Origin of the sequence: Pseudomonas sp. NPDC088890 (assembly GCF_044900155.1) — a bacterium.
Taxonomy (GTDB): domain Bacteria; phylum Pseudomonadota; class Gammaproteobacteria; order Pseudomonadales; family Pseudomonadaceae; genus Aquipseudomonas; species Aquipseudomonas urmiensis.
The window spans coordinates 131,807-145,867 of record NZ_JBJDNG010000001.1; the positions used below are offsets into that span (position 1 = coordinate 131,807).

The 14,061-nt window shown below is 62.4% G+C and carries 13 protein-coding genes; 11 read left to right on the top strand and 2 right to left on the bottom strand.

Annotated features, from left to right (window positions below; all coding sequences use genetic code 11):
• The first annotated feature begins 430 nt into the window (after window positions 1-430).
• From ACI2JX_RS00590 to ACI2JX_RS00625, 8 genes are all read left to right on the top strand, one after another.
• On the top strand, window positions 431-742 hold the full coding sequence (locus ACI2JX_RS00590) for a DUF485 domain-containing protein (RefSeq protein ID WP_186554723.1): 312 nt from the start codon (window positions 431-433) through the stop codon (window positions 740-742).
• Window positions 739-2,403, top strand: coding sequence for a cation acetate symporter (locus tag ACI2JX_RS00595; RefSeq protein WP_186554724.1), 1,665 nt, complete (start codon window positions 739-741; stop codon window positions 2,401-2,403). The genes ACI2JX_RS00590 and ACI2JX_RS00595 overlap by 4 nt, the downstream gene beginning before the upstream one ends.
• 220 nt (window positions 2,404-2,623) lie before the next feature.
• Complete coding sequence (locus tag ACI2JX_RS00600) at window positions 2,624-3,103, top strand: CS1 type fimbrial major subunit (RefSeq protein WP_368973310.1); 480 nt, start codon at window positions 2,624-2,626, stop codon at window positions 3,101-3,103.
• A 93-nt stretch (window positions 3,104-3,196) separates the two neighbouring features.
• The gene (locus tag ACI2JX_RS00605; RefSeq protein WP_404689129.1) at window positions 3,197-5,692 is read left to right on the top strand and encodes a CS1-pili formation C-terminal domain-containing protein; all 2,496 of its coding nucleotides are present in this window, start codon (window positions 3,197-3,199) and stop codon (window positions 5,690-5,692) included.
• 228 nt (window positions 5,693-5,920) lie between these two features.
• Window positions 5,921-6,655 carry a molecular chaperone gene (locus tag ACI2JX_RS00610; protein WP_404689130.1) on the top strand — a complete coding sequence of 245 codons (735 nt, stop codon included), beginning with the start codon at window positions 5,921-5,923 and terminating at the stop codon, window positions 6,653-6,655.
• Entirely contained in the window at window positions 6,652-7,866 is a 1,215-nt protein-coding gene (locus ACI2JX_RS00615; RefSeq protein ID WP_404689131.1) for a hypothetical protein, read from the top strand. The genes ACI2JX_RS00610 and ACI2JX_RS00615 overlap by 4 nt, the downstream gene beginning before the upstream one ends.
• A 29-nt stretch (window positions 7,867-7,895) precedes the next feature.
• Window positions 7,896-8,522 carry a response regulator gene (locus tag ACI2JX_RS00620; protein WP_368973314.1) on the top strand — a complete coding sequence of 209 codons (627 nt, stop codon included), beginning with the start codon at window positions 7,896-7,898 and terminating at the stop codon, window positions 8,520-8,522.
• 11 nt (window positions 8,523-8,533) lie between these two features.
• Window positions 8,534-11,722 (top strand): transporter substrate-binding domain-containing protein, encoded by a 3,189-nt coding sequence (locus tag ACI2JX_RS00625; protein ID WP_404689132.1) that lies wholly within the window; start codon window positions 8,534-8,536, stop codon window positions 11,720-11,722.
• Between the two features lie 35 nt (window positions 11,723-11,757).
• Here ACI2JX_RS00625 and ACI2JX_RS00630 read toward each other — a convergent pair whose 3' ends face one another.
• Window positions 11,758-11,910 carry a DUF3309 family protein gene (locus ACI2JX_RS00630; protein WP_003252624.1) on the bottom strand — a complete coding sequence of 51 codons (153 nt, stop codon included), beginning with the start codon at window positions 11,908-11,910 and terminating at the stop codon, window positions 11,758-11,760.
• Between the two features lie 265 nt (window positions 11,911-12,175).
• Here ACI2JX_RS00630 and ACI2JX_RS00635 point away from each other — a divergent pair, with 265 nt between their 5' ends.
• From ACI2JX_RS00635 to csrA, 3 genes are all read left to right on the top strand, one after another.
• On the top strand, window positions 12,176-12,988 hold the full coding sequence (locus ACI2JX_RS00635) for an SDR family oxidoreductase (RefSeq protein WP_368973317.1): 813 nt from the start codon (window positions 12,176-12,178) through the stop codon (window positions 12,986-12,988).
• Window positions 12,989-13,095: 107 nt separating this feature from the next.
• A complete protein-coding gene (locus ACI2JX_RS00640) occupies window positions 13,096-13,428 on the top strand; it encodes a YnfA family protein (protein ID WP_264235152.1) in 333 nt (110 codons plus the stop codon).
• 127 nt (window positions 13,429-13,555) lie between these two features.
• On the top strand, window positions 13,556-13,741 hold the full coding sequence (gene csrA / locus ACI2JX_RS00645; RefSeq protein ID WP_264235153.1) for a carbon storage regulator CsrA: 186 nt from the start codon (window positions 13,556-13,558) through the stop codon (window positions 13,739-13,741).
• Between the two features lie 29 nt (window positions 13,742-13,770).
• Here the strand turns inward: csrA and ACI2JX_RS00650 are convergent, their stop codons facing one another.
• Window positions 13,771-13,998, bottom strand: a complete 228-nt coding sequence (locus tag ACI2JX_RS00650) for a YheU family protein (RefSeq protein WP_186554735.1) — start codon at window positions 13,996-13,998, stop codon at window positions 13,771-13,773.
• Window positions 13,999-14,061 lie beyond the last annotated feature (63 nt).

Genomic DNA, 14,061 nt, shown 5'->3' on the forward strand with positions numbered 1-14,061 from the left:
CAGCGGCCAATGCGCTTTCTTCGCGGGCAAGCCCGCTCCCACAGGGCCTCAATCGAGCCTTGTGGGAGCATCTTGAGCGGGTTGCCGAGTGGATTGTGAAGCTCAGCGGCCAATGCGCTTTCTTCGCGGGCAAGCCCGCTCCCACAGGGCCTCAATCGAGCCTTGTGGGAGCATCTTGAGCGGGTTGCCGAGTGGATTGGGAGGCTCAGCGGCCAATGCGCTTTCTTCGCGGGCAAGCCCGCTCTACAGGGCCTCCATCGAACCCTGTGGGAGCGGGCTTGCCCGCGAAAAGGGCGACTCAGGCTTATCTGTTGTTACCAAATCTGCAAAACACCGTTGCATCTAAGACTAAGGTCGTCTGGTTGGCGTCCAACGGCAGCATAAAGTTACAGGCGGGTTATCCCTAATCTGTGCTGCTAGGACAAAAACAATGAACGACAGCATTTACCTCTCGATACAGAACAGTCCGCGCTTCAAGGAACTGGTCACCAAACGCGAACGCTTCGCCTGGATTCTCTCGGCGATCATGCTCGGCCTCTACTGCGGCTTCATCCTCCTCATCGCCTATGGCCCGCAAATTCTCGGTGCCAAGCTGAGCCCGGACTCGTCGATTACCTGGGGTATTCCCCTCGGTGTCGGCCTGATCCTCTCGGCCTTCATCCTCACCGCCATCTATGTGCGTCGTGCCAACGGCGAGTTCGATGAGTTGAACAAGGCAATCCTCGAGGAGGCCAAGCAATGATCCGCCAAGCCAAAGCCCTGGCCGTCCTGGCCTGCGGCGTTTTTGCACCCGCTGTGTGGGCCGCTGATGCGCTCACCGGCGAGGTGCAGAAACAGCCGCTCAACATGTCTGCCATCGTCATGTTCCTGGCCTTCGTCCTGTTCACCCTGGGGATTACCTACTGGGCGTCCAAACGCAACAAATCAGCCTCCGACTACTATGCCGCCGGCGGCAAGATCACCGGTTTCCAGAACGGTCTGGCAATTGCCGGTGACTACATGTCGGCAGCCTCGTTCCTGGGGATTTCCGCCCTGGTGTTCACCTCCGGCTACGATGGCCTGATCTACTCGATCGGCTTCTTGGTCGGCTGGCCGATCATTCTCTTCCTGATCGCCGAGCGCCTGCGCAACCTGGGTAAATACACCTTCGCCGACGTGGCCTCGTATCGCCTCGGGCAAAAGGAAATCCGCACCCTGTCGGCGTCCGGCTCGCTGGTGGTAGTGGCCTTCTACCTGATCGCGCAGATGGTCGGCGCGGGCAAGCTGATCGAGCTGCTGTTCGGCCTGGACTACCACGTCGCGGTGATCCTGGTCGGCATCCTGATGTGCATGTACGTGCTGTTCGGCGGCATGCTCGCCACCACCTGGGTACAGATCATCAAGGCCGTGCTGCTGCTGTCGGGTGCCAGCTTCATGGCGCTGATGGTGATGAAGCACGTGGGCTTTGATTTCAACACCCTGTTCACCGAAGCGATCAAGGTGCACGCCAAAGGTGAGGCGATCATGAGCCCGGGCGGTTTGGTCAAAGACCCGATCTCGGCGTTCTCCCTGGGCCTGGCACTGATGTTCGGTACCGCTGGCCTGCCGCACATCCTGATGCGCTTCTTCACCGTCAGCGATGCCAAGGAAGCGCGCAAGAGCGTGCTGTACGCCACCGGTTTCATCGGCTACTTCTACATCCTGACCTTCATCATCGGCTTCGGCGCGATCCTGCTGGTCAGCACCAACCCAGACTTCAAGGACGCCGCGGGCGCGCTGCTGGGCGGCAACAACATGGCGGCGGTGCACCTGGCCGATGCCGTGGGTGGCAGTATCTTCCTCGGCTTCATCTCGGCGGTGGCCTTCGCCACTATCCTGGCGGTGGTCGCTGGCCTGACCCTGGCCGGTGCCTCGGCGGTATCCCATGACTTGTACGCCAGCGTCTGGCGCAAAGGCAAGGCCAACGACAAGGACGAGATCCGCGTCTCGAAGATCACCACCATCGCTCTGGGCGTGCTGGCGATCGGCCTGGGCATTCTGTTCGAGAAGCAGAATATCGCCTTCATGGTCGGCCTGGCCTTCTCCATTGCCGCCAGCTGCAACTTCCCGGTACTGCTGCTCTCGATGTACTGGAAGAAACTCACCACCCGCGGCGCCATGATCGGCGGCTGGTTGGGCCTGGTCAGTGCGGTTGGCCTGATGATCCTTGGCCCAACCATCTGGGTGCAGATCCTCGGTCATGAGAAAGCCATCTACCCGTATGAGTACCCAGCGCTGTTCTCGATGATCATCGCCTTCGTCGGTATCTGGTTCTTCTCGGTCACCGACAAGTCCAAGGCAGCTGAAAACGAGCGTGCGTTGTTCTTCCCGCAGTTCGTCCGTTCGCAGACTGGCCTGGGTGCCAGTGGCGCGGTTTCTCACTAATCCTTGCCTGTAATGCCACAACGCCCCGCTAGTCGGGGCGTTGTCGTTGGTGAATGGCTGATCCGCCTTGCAAGCCAGTTTGATGGCGTTTTGAGGTCGCTGGGAAATTTCCGAAGCCCGCTCGGAACGGTCTTACTCATCGCGACGAATCGACCCTGAATAATCTCCTTGCTGACCGGGAACCCCCGGCAGGCATTAGCCCTTCAAGGAGATCAGATTCGTGAAACGTACGTTATTCGCCCTTCCCCTGGCCATGTGCTGCGCCACCTCGGCTTTTGCCATTGACCCGATCGAGAAGCAGGTCCAGGTCACCGCTCAGATCCCGACTGGAGCGTTCTTTGTCGAGCCTGTGGGCGGCAACTGGATGAACGACCCGCAAGAGATGACCTGGAACTCCTATCAATCCAAGCTAGAACCGATTCGCAAGGAGTTGCAGGTCAAGAGCACCGTGGGGCCGATTACCGCCTACCTGGTGTCGCCTGCGGTCATTGCCAGCGGCGTCAACAACATCGGCCTGGATGTCATGGTTGCCGGCACCGTGCTCAAGACCACGCCGACCGAAGTGGTCAGTGCGGCCCTGGCTGCCCCCGGCACCACCGTAGGCTTTGAAGTGCATGCCCAGGCCGCGCCTACCACCGGTTATGTGCCAGGCAGCTACCAAGGCTTGGTCAGCATGATGTTTGAAACCGCTGCGCCTTGAAGCGGGCAGTTATCGGTTAACCCATTCGTTGTTGCCCTCCTTGTCCTCCACGCCTGTCGAGGGGAGGGAGGGTATTGCCTGTAAGCGACGCTCATGCCAATCAAATACACCTCGATCGCCGTCCTGCGCTGTTGGCTGCCATTGGCTGTCTGCCTGGCCACCTTGCCCTGTGGGGCAAATGCTGCGGCGACGGCGCTGGGGCGCATCGACGGTCTGCCGCGTGAATTCGAGGCGCATTTCTTCGACGTGCCGTTGGCGGTCCGGGTCGACCTGGATGGCCGCTACCTGGGCGATGCCATGGTCGTGCTCAGCCGCGACCAACGTGTACAGCTGATCGAATTCACCGATACCCAAGAGAGCCGCGAGCCCGAGCGCGTACGTCGTCTGTGGCGTGAGCGCCTGAGCAATGCCCGGCCATTGGGAGACTGTCAGTCCGATTGTCCTGATGGGTTACGCGCCGTGCACTACAGCCTGGTCAATTCCCAGTTGTCGTTATTGACCAATCAGGCTGAAGTGCAAGCAGGGGTTGAACGCTTTCATCAACTCCCGGCACAGGGCAGTTATGGCCTGCTGTTGCGCAATCAGCTCAATCTGGTGGGGGATGGACGTGGCACTACGGGGCGCTACGCCATGCAGGGGCAAGGCAGTATCGGCAACTGGACCGCCTTGGCCGACGGCCAGTTCGACCGTGGCAGCGACAGCGAGCAAGGCACCCGTTACCGCATCGACCAGCTATACGCCGAGCGCGTGGTCGAAGCTAACTTCTACCGCCTGGGCTACTTTACCCCCAGCGCCCAAGGCCTGACCCGCCAGCCACGGCTGATGGGTACCAGCCCCGATACCACCCTTGGCCTGATGTTTGGCAGCAGCGACAGCCTGGCCATCGATAACGGCGCGCCCAGCGCCACGCCGATCTATGTCACCCCCGATCGCCCAGCGGTGGCCGAGATCTACCGCAACGGCGTGCTGATCAACAGTCAGCCTGTCCAGCCGGGCTTGCAGACGCTCGATACCAAAGTGCTGCCCGGTGGCATCTATGAAATCGAAGTGCGCCTGGTCGAGGACGGCCAGGTCACCTCGCGCAGCCAGGCATTCATCTACAAACCCAGCAACTGGCGCAGCACCGATGCGCCGTGGCGCTACAACGTCTATCTAGGCCGGCAGAGCAGCCTGCTGAGCAACTGGGAGCGCGAGCATGACGACAGCCTCAGCGCTGGCGTGTTGGCCAACTACCTGCTGCACCCACGGGCGATTGTCGGTCTGTCGGCCCAGCGTATCGACCAGATGATGCAATACGGCACCTCGCTGGACTGGGACGTGTTCGACCGCTTCAAGCTCTACTCCAATGTCTACCAGGCCCAGGACTACGGCAGTGGCTATGACCTGCAGGCGATCCACACCTATGACAGCGGTTCGTTGGTCGCCAGCCACAGCCGTTCTTGGCTGTCGCGCCCGCGGCAAGCGCGCAGCGCGGCGTTCGTACAGAGGCAGACGCAATCCTCGTTGTCGCTCAACCATCGCCTCGATCCGCGCAACACTGCCAGCCTGCGCATCTCCCACAGCAGTGGCGCCAGCGAAGGTATGGGGGTCGACCTGGGATGGTCGTATTTCGGCCGGGTGCTGGGGTCGGACGCCAACTGGCGCCTGTCACTGTTCGACCGCCCAGGCACCGTCGGCACCGGCGATGCGCGCAGCCGCGGGGTCAACCTGAGCTTGAGCATGAGCCTGGGTGGGGGCGGGCGGCGGGTGTCGGCCAGTCTAGGTACACGTACCTCACGCGACGGCGGGCGCGACGTCAACGCTACCCTGGCCTACCAGCAAGATGTCGACATCGGCCCACTGCGCAGCCTCGGCATGACTGCCAGCGCTGACCGTTATGGGGTAGGGCTGGGCGGTGACACGCAGTTTGAAAACCAGGTAGTGCATGGCGATGCCTATGTTCAGCGATCCTCTTACAACGGCGAGTTCACGGGTGGCTTGAACATGGAAAGCCTGCTTGCCGTAGGCGAAGGCAAGGCCGCCTTGAGTGGCCAGTACCTGCCGCATCAGGCCGGTTTGATCGTCGATGTCGAGACCGATCTGGATGGCCTGGAGCTGCGCGCCGACGACCCCAATGGCAGCACCGCCAACCTGCGCCCTGGGCGCAACGTGATTCCGGTAGCGGCCTACAAGGCTGGCCATGTGCAGTTCGATTTTGAAGGCAGCGAGGCGACAGCGGCAGTGATCCAACCCTCGAGCCTCGATTACCACCTCAACCGCGGTGGGATTGCCTATCGACAGTTGCGTGTGCTGCGCACGGTTACCGTGATTGGCCGCTTGATCGACGTCAAAGGTAGGCCGTTGCGGGGGGCTCAGGTGATCAATCACGCCAGCCGCACGGTGAGTGAAGCCGATGGCTTCTTCGCCGTAGAGATGAGCGAAGCGACCCCGAGCCTGGAGGTTCACCAGCATGGCGCGGCGGCCTGTTTGCTCAGCCTCGACCTGTTGGCGCTGGAACGCGAAGGCGACCTGGTGCTGGCTGGGGATCAGACCTGCAGTCCGGCGAGCCTGGCTGGGGTGGGCGATGTTGCGGGTAACCGGCGCGGTTGAGTCAGTGCCGGCCCTATCGCGGGACAAGCAACGAAAAACCCGTGGGAGCGGGCTTGCCCCGCGATGAGACCGGCACTGGCGCCCCATTCACTCAATGCAATCACCAACTTCAGAACAGTGCTTGGGAAATTTCTGAACTGGTTTTAGGACCAATCCCGCGACCTAGGCCATAGCCATCAACGCCACGGTATCAATACTCTCGTTATGTCGAAAAAGAGACCCATAAACATGACCCTTCCCAGGCTGATCCTGTTGACCCTGCTGCTCACCCCGCTGGCATCGCACGCCGCGCCCGAGCTCAATGTCGGCGCCCTGTACGACTACCTCGACAGCGGCAAGAGCACCCTGCTCAAGCGCGTGCGCAACAGTGGCGACACCACCGCGTTCGTCAAGATCAGCGTCGCCGAGTTGGTCTATGACGCCAATGGCGAGCCCCGCGAGATCGATACCGATGGCCTGCCCTTGGAGCAGCGCGGCCTGGTCGCCAGCCCTGCACGGCTGATCGTACCGGCCCAGGGGATGCAGGCGGTGCGCCTGCTGTATCGCGGTTCACGGGACAGGGAGCGCTACTTTCGTTTGCGCTTCGTACCCGTGTTACCGGAGTCTGGTGATGGTTTTGCGGTGAACGAACAGGAGGCCAAACAGTACCGCGAAAGCCTCAAGGTGGGGGTTAACCTGCTGGCCGGATATGGCTCGCTGTTGTTCGTGCGCCCCGCCGAAACGCGCTTCCAAACCGCAGTGCAACGCCAAGGTGGCCAACTGCAGGTGGCTAACGAAGGCAACACAACCGTGGTACTCGACCATTTCCGCCAATGTCAGGCAGCGGAGCAGGGCTGCGAGCCGGCCACCAAGCACCATTTGCTGCCAGGGCGCAGTCGGCAGTTCGACGGGCAGGTGGGCAAGGTGCATCAGTTCGAGCTGCACGAAGGCGCTGAACGCAAGCAGATGGTGGTGGAAGGATGAGCCTGCGCGAGCCGATCCAGGCCATGCGCCGAGCTGCGCAACTGGGAGGCGCGCTGCTGTTGGCGCTTGCCTGGCCAGCAGCCCAGGCCCTGGAAGTGACGCTCACCGCCGAGTACCTCGGGGGTGGCTCAGGGCGTTTCGACAACACCACGCCTCCAGGCGGCATTTGCCGTTACTGGACATACACGTGCAGAAACATGACCACTGTCGATCTTCCTATCACCTACATCAAGAAGACCACCAAAGGCGCGACTGATCCTCGGGACAACTACTTCATTCAACTACCGGCTCGACGGCAAGTGAACATTATCAACGACCAGACAGGCGAATCGCGCACAGCGACGCTGGAATGGACGGCGCTCAACCAGCGTGTAGAAATCAACGGTTGGCTGTATGACGATCACCCCCTGTCTAACCGTAGCTTGAATGGCGGTTGTAGCGGTGTTGGCGCCTTGTCTACAGAGCGTCCTGCTATCGTCAACTACCTGTGGAGGATAAGCGACCCACAGTCGCCACAAGGTTGCTGGAGTTTCAACAGGAGGACTGCTATAGGCAAGGTGGTGGATGCACAGGTCCTGGAAACCAGCATTGCCTATGACCTGGTCGTGCCGCCGCCTTATCAAATGCGCGCGGGTACCTATCGCGGCAGCATCACCTACTCAATGGGTGCTGGCGCCGACTTTGACTTCGGCAACGATGTCAGCGCGCTCAGCGGTAATTCGCTTACGGTCAATTTTGTGCTGGACGTGCGGCACGCCTTTATCTTCGAGTTCCCGCCTGGCTCTGATCGGGCCGTACTCGAACCCAAAGGCGGCTGGAGCGCCTGGCTGGCCGGCGGCAAAGCCCCAACCAAGCTTTACCGCGACCTGCCGTTCCGGCTGTGGTCGACTGGCCCGTTCAAGGTCTACAAGCTGTGCCAGCACTATGCCGACGAGCGCTGTGGCATCGTCAATGACAACGGGCATCAGGTCCCGGTCGAAGTGGCCTTGAGTTTGCCACCCGGTATGCACTACCAAGGCCGGCCCATCGAACGCCTGGCGTTGCCGTCAGGCCGCGCGGCGGCGCTGCAATTCGAGTCGGCGATGCCCACCCTCAATCGCCCAGGCCAGCTGCATTTCGAAGTTGGTCGAGCGGATATGCCCGGCATGCTCGCCTATTCCGGCAGCACTTACACAGGCCAGGTCACGGTGGTGTTCGATGCCGAACTCTAGCCTGGCCGGCCCGCCCAGCGAGGAAGCCTATGTACACAGCCTTGGTCGTCGATGATCACCCGTTCATCCGCTCCACCGTCTGCATGCTGTTGCGCCAGGAGCACCTGGAGGTGGTCGGCCAGGCCGACAATGGCATCGATGGCTTGCGCCTGGTGCGCGAGCATCGGCCTGACCTGGTAATCCTCGACATCACCATGCCCGGTCTCGACGGCCTGGATGTGATCGGCAGGATTCGCACGCTGGAATATCCGGCCAAGGCCCTGGTGCTGACCTCGCAACTGGCCGAGGCCTACTCACTGCGTTGCATGCAGGCCGGCGCCGCCGGCTTTGTGTCGAAGACCGACGATTTGTGCGAGTTGAACAAGGCGGTGCGCGCGGTCATGTCGGGCTATACCTATTTCCCTGAAGTGGCCCTGAGCTCGGTGCACAAGCAAGACCTGTGCGCCACCGAGGCGCAGTGCATCGCCAGCCTCTCCGACCGCGAGCTGATGGTGTTGCAGCAGCTGGCGCGGGGCTTGAGCAACAAAGCCATTGGCGAAGCGATGCTGCTGAGCAACAAGACCATCAGTACCTACAAGGCTCGCCTGCTGGAGAAGCTGCGGGTCAACTCGCTGATCGACCTGGCGGACTTCGCCCGCCGCAATCTGCTCATCTGAATGCCTTACTGGTGCGCCTGAATGTCCTGTTCCTGGCGGTGTGGTGTGCCTGGGTGTGGTTGCCGGTCGCCGCTGCCCCGGTATTGCATGCCCGCGCCAGCCTCGATGGCCCCCGGCCGGAACCCGACAACAGCCAACTGCGCTGGCTGTGGGAGCGGCGCCAGCTGCGTTTGGGCGTGCTCAATCGGGAGAACCCGCCATACGACATACTCGGTACCGGTCAGGTCTATGAGGGCATCAGCGCCGATTACGCAGGGCTGTTGGCCGAGCAGATGAACCTTGAGGTGAGCGTGCAGGTGTTCGCCTCGTTCGCCGAGGCGATTACAGCGTTACGCGACGGCCAGATCGATCTGCTCGCCTCGGTGACCGCCCAGCAGGCGTTGCAGGCGAACCTGCGCCTGTCGCGGCCGTATGGTGAAGACCGGCCATTGTTGATGGCCCTGGAAGAGGACTTGCGCGCCCGCATCCGTCGCGCCGAGCCCTTCGATCTGGTGATGGTCGAGGGCTATCGGACCCAGGAGCAAGTCAGTGAGCATTACCCACTGGCCCGGGTTCATCCGCATCCAAGCCCATTCAGCGCACTGACTGCGTTGGCCTTCGGTCAGGCCGACCTGTACTTGGGTAATGGCTTAGGCGCGCGCTATGTGCTGGGGCGCAGTCAATTGAGCGGGATCGAGGAAATCGGCCACGCTGCCTTGGGGCGCCAGGGCATCGGCTTTGCCATGCTGGAAAATGACTCGCCCTTGCCGTACTTGGTCGATACAGGCTTGGCGGCGCTGTCCGAGCGTCAGCATGCACGCATCCGTGAACGCTGGAGCCCTGTTTCGGCCAATGCGCATAAAGCTCAACCGCTGCAACTGAACGAGCGCGAGCTGCGTTGGCTGAGCGAAAACCCCTCGGTCAAAGTATTGCTCGATGAACAACTGCTGCCGTTGAGCTACCGCGATGCCAAAGCACAATGGCGCGGTTTGAGCCTGGATATCCTGCAGCTGATCAGCCGCCGTACCGGCCTGCGTTTCGAGGTGGAGGCGGGCGGCAGCGTGGCGCGCATGCTCGACCAGGTGCGCCAGGGCCAGGCGCAGCTGATCGCCGGCATCCCCCGCAGTGCTGCGCTGGAGCAGTACCTGGGGTTCAGCCGTGCCTATCTGAGTGCGTCACGGGTGCTGGTGACCCGTGACGATCCGCGCGCGCCGAGCAGCCTGGCGCAGTTGGCTGGAAGGCCGTTGGCAGCGGTGTGGGGGAGCGATGTGCTGGAGGAGCTCAAGCAGCATTACCCCTTGGTTGAGCCGCTGATCGTACCCGGCCCGGTGGCGGCCTTGCAGGCGGTGGCGCGCGGTCAGGCGGCCGCAGCGGTATTGACCCTTGATGACGCGCGTCCGCTGATTGCCCGCTGGTACCCAGGGCGTTTGCGCATCAGTGCCAGCTTGCCGATGTCGCCAGCGCACTTTGCCCTGGCCAGCGCCCGAGGTTCAGTTGAGTTGCAGGGCATCCTCAACAAGGCCTTGCTCAGCCTCGCCCCGCGCGAGACCGATGTACTGGTGCGGCGCTGGCGCAACCCGATGATCGTCGCCGACGGCGTCTGGCCACGTTATCGCGGCAAGATCCTGCTCGGCTTCGGCCTGGCGCTGGGGTTGCTGCTGTTGGCGCTGATGTGGATTCGCTACCTGCGCCGCCTGCAAGTTCAGTTGCGCCGGGCCACCCAGCAGGCCGATGCGGCCAACCAGGCCAAGACACGTTTTGTGACCACCATGAGCCATGAGATCCGCACCCCGCTGCATGCGGTGCTGGGCATGCTCGAGCTAGCCCAGCACAAGGCCGAACAAGGCGTGCTCGACCGCCTGGCGATCGAAGTGGCAACCGATGCCGCGCGGGGTTTGCTGGAGTTGATCGGCGATATTCTCGACATTACCCGTATCGAGGCGGGTCACCTGCACCTGGCGCCACAGCGGGTGTGCCTGCGCGAGCAGGTGGCGCGGGTGGTGCAGTTGTTCGAGCAGCAGGCGCGTGGCAAGGGCCTGGAGCTGCGCTTGCAGATGCACGGCGAGGTGGATGCGCAGGTGATGCTTGACCCGCTGCGCTTCAAACAGGTGCTGGCCAACCTCTTGAGCAATGCCATCAAGTTCACCCGCCAAGGCTATGTGGCGGTCCGCCTCAACGCCGTGCCGCGAGATGGCCGGCTGGCGGTGGAGTTGCAGATCAAGGATACCGGGGTCGGCATTGCCGAGGCCGAGTTGGCTGGGCTCGGTCAGCCGTTTCGTCAGGCCAGCAACCAGCAGCAGTCGCCGCGGTGTAGTGCTGGCCTGGGTCTTGGCATCAGTCGTAGCCTGTGCGAGATGATGGGGGGGCACTTAAGCCTGCGCAGCGTGTTGGGCCAGGGCACCGAGGTGGATATCCGCTTGAGTTTGGCAGTGTTGCCCGCCGAGCCCTGCCTGGAGCCGGCGGTGCTGCCGTTTCCCGCCGACAGCGAGCGCCTGCGAGTGCTGGTGGTCGACGACTATCCTGCCAACCGGTTGCTGCTGGCCCAGCAGCTGGACTACCTCGGTCACCAGGCGCGGGTCGCCGAAGATGGCGCCCAGGCGCTGCGCCTGTGGCTCAAGGAACACTTCGACGTGGTGATCAGTGATTGCTCCATGCCGCGGCTTAACGGCCACGCCCTGGCCCGAGCGATCCGCGAGCATGAGCGGCGCAGTCGCAGGCCTGCATGCCGCCTGATCGGCCTGACGGCCAACGCCCAGGAACAAGAACGCCGGCGCTGCCGAATGGCAGGCATGGACGATTGTCTGTTCAAACCCTTGGGGCTGGAAGAACTGGTGCAAGCCCTGGCCAGTTGCCGGGCAACTGCTAGGGATGACGACCCCTTGATGCTGGATATGGACCATCTTCAACGTTTGGTGGGCAAGGATGAAGCGGCGCTCAAGGCGTTGCTCGGCGATTTGCGCACCAGTAACCGAGAAGACCTGCAACGCCTGGAACGGGTCGCTGAAGATACCTTGGAACTGGCTCAGCTGGCCCATCGGGTCAAGGGCGGCGCGAGAGTCGCTCGCGTCCTGCACCTAGTGGCCCTGTGCGAACGGGTCGAGCAGAGTTGCGCTAGCCGGCCTTTGGCCCGTGAGCGCTTGAGCAGCGATGTGCAGGCGTTGCGCAAGGCCATGCAACACCTTGAGCGGCAACTGGACAACCAGGCCGCTCGCAGTGTCTGAAAGGACGGCCCCCTGGCTGAGGCCAGGGGGCTGGGTCATATCATGCCAAGCAACAACAGCACCAGCAGGATCACCAGCACCACGCCAATGATGCCGGATGGGCCATAGCCCCAGCTGCGCGAGTGTGGGAAGACGGGTAAGCCACCAATCAACAGCAGGATCAGGATGATGATGAGGATCGTGGTCATGGGCGTAATCCTTGCGTTGTTCTAGGGGAAGGGGCCTAGGAATGCTGGCCGCTTACAATTCCGACCTGCGCCGCTTGGCAAAGATTCAATTGGCGTTGCGGGCAGTGGATGTTGTTGTGTCAGTACTGGCTCTATCGCGGGGCAAGCCCGCTCCCACGGAGATCGTGCGCGGCCATGCCGGCCCATTCAGCAGCCTGATAGCGCACCAACTCGATGCAGGCCTTGGCTAGACTCGGCCCATTGCCCACCGAACAAGGCCTGCACCATGCACAACCGAATGATGATCACTGGCGCAGGTTCCGGCCTTGGCCGCGAAATCGCCCTACGCTGGGCGCGCGAGGGCTGGCGCCTGGCCCTGGCCGATGTCAACGATGCCGGCCTGCGCGAAACTCTCGAGCGGGTGCGCGCCGCAGGCGGCGATGGTTTCACTCAGCGCTGCGATGTGCGCGACTACAGCCAGCTGACTGCCCTGGCACAGGCCTGCGAAGAGAAGTTTGCCGGCATCGATGTGGTCGTCAACAACGCCGGGGTCGCCGCGGGCGGGTTCTTCGCCGAGCTGTCGCTGGAAGACTGGGACTGGCAGATCGCGGTCAACCTGATGGGCGTGGTCAAGGGCTGCAAGGCGTTCTTGCCGTTGCTTGAACGCAGCAAGGGGCGGATCGTCAACATCGCCTCGATGGCGGCGCTGATGCAGGGGCCGGGGATGAGCAACTACAACGTGGCCAAGGCCGGCGTGCTGGCGTTGTCGGAGAGCCTGCTGGTCGAATTGCGCCAGCTGGAAGTGGCGGTGCATGTGGTGTGCCCATCGTTCTTCCAGACCAACTTGCTCGACTCGTTCCGTGGGCCGAATCCGGCGATGAAGGCGCAGGTGGGCAAGCTGTTGCAGGGCTCGCCGATCAGTGCGGCGGATATCGCCGAGTACATGCATGAGCGGATTGGCGCCGGCGAGTTTCTGATTCTGCCGCATGAGGCCGGGCGCGAGGCGTGGAAGCTCAAGTGCCAGGCGCCAGAGCGGCTGTATGACGAGATGGCCGAGATGGCGGTGAAGATGCGCGCCAAGGCGGGCAGTCGGGGCTAGCGTGTGTGGTGACAATGTTGCCCCGCGATGAGGCTAGCACTGTCGCCCAGTTATCCCAGATCAATCAGGTATCCTATGCGCCTTTTTCATGGGCCAAGGAGCTTGGCGTGATCAACTACTTCTGGTTCTTCCTGGCCGCACTGTTCGAGATCGGCGGCTGCTACGCCTTCTACCTGTGGCTACGCCTGGGCAAGAGCGCCTGGTGGATCGTACCGGCGCTGCTCAGCTTGACGCTGTTCGGCCTGATCCTCACCCGTGTCGAGGCCGCCTACGCGGGCCGCGCCTATGCAGCCTACGGCGGCATCTACATCGTTTCGTCATTGCTCTGGCTGGCGCTGGTAGAGCGCATACGGCCGCTGGGCAGCGACTGGCTCGGTGCACTGCTGTGCGTGCTCGGCGCAACCATCATCGTCTTCGGGCCACGCTTGCAGCAGGGCTAAAGCCAGGTATTTCTGTAGGGCGAATTACCTTTGCTAGTGGGACTCGTCTCTTTCGCTGGCGCAATATTGTGGAGCCAGATAGACCTGAAGCAGGCTCCGGTTTTCCCTTAGCGGCGAGGATCGGAGCATGCTGGTAATTGGACGCGATGTTGGCGAAGTCATCACCGTCGGCGATGACATCGAGATCAAGGTGATGGCGGTGGGCAACGGGCTGGTGCGCTTTGGCATCAGCGCGCCGCGTGACGTACCGGTGCACCGCAGCGAGGTGTACAAGCGGATCAAGGCGAAGGAGAAACAGCAGCGGGACATGTAAGCGGGGCTGCACGGGGCAACCCCGGTTGATCACTCGAGCAGTTCTCTAGGCACTTCATGCTTGGCCAGCAGCTGGCACTGTTGACTGTCCAGGTCGAACAGTATGAACGCCTGGCCCTTGGCCAGTGCCTGGCGCACGCGCAGCACGCGCGTCTCCAGCGGCGTGTCATCGCCATTGTCGGTGCCTTCGCGGGTGACGAAGTCTTCGATCAGGCGGGTCAGGGTTTCGGCTTCGAGTTGGTCGTAGGGGATCAGCATACGCAGGGACGGTCTGTAGTCGGGAGTGGCCCCATGCTACGCGAAACCCGCCACCTGCGTGTA

Bases quoted from the DNA above. Each gene is read 5' to 3' on its own strand.
- ACI2JX_RS00590 (WP_186554723.1), top strand. From the start codon at position 431: ATGAACGACAGCATTTACCTCTCGATACAGAACAGTCCGCGCTTCAAG.
- ACI2JX_RS00595 (WP_186554724.1), top strand. From the start codon at position 739: ATGATCCGCCAAGCCAAAGCCCTGGCCGTCCTGGCCTGCGGCGTTTTT.
- ACI2JX_RS00605 (WP_404689129.1), top strand. From the start codon at position 3,197: ATGCCAATCAAATACACCTCGATCGCCGTCCTGCGCTGTTGGCTGCCA.
- ACI2JX_RS00610 (WP_404689130.1), top strand. From the start codon at position 5,921: ATGACCCTTCCCAGGCTGATCCTGTTGACCCTGCTGCTCACCCCGCTG.
- ACI2JX_RS00615 (WP_404689131.1), top strand. From the start codon at position 6,652: ATGAGCCTGCGCGAGCCGATCCAGGCCATGCGCCGAGCTGCGCAACTG.
- ACI2JX_RS00620 (WP_368973314.1), top strand. From the start codon at position 7,896: ATGTACACAGCCTTGGTCGTCGATGATCACCCGTTCATCCGCTCCACC.
- ACI2JX_RS00630 (WP_003252624.1), bottom strand. From the start codon at position 11,910: ATGACCACGATCCTCATCATCATCCTGATCCTGCTGTTGATTGGTGGC.
- ACI2JX_RS00635 (WP_368973317.1), top strand. From the start codon at position 12,176: ATGCACAACCGAATGATGATCACTGGCGCAGGTTCCGGCCTTGGCCGC.
- csrA (WP_264235153.1), top strand. From the start codon at position 13,556: ATGCTGGTAATTGGACGCGATGTTGGCGAAGTCATCACCGTCGGCGAT.
- ACI2JX_RS00650 (WP_186554735.1), bottom strand. From the start codon at position 13,998: ATGCTGATCCCCTACGACCAACTCGAAGCCGAAACCCTGACCCGCCTG.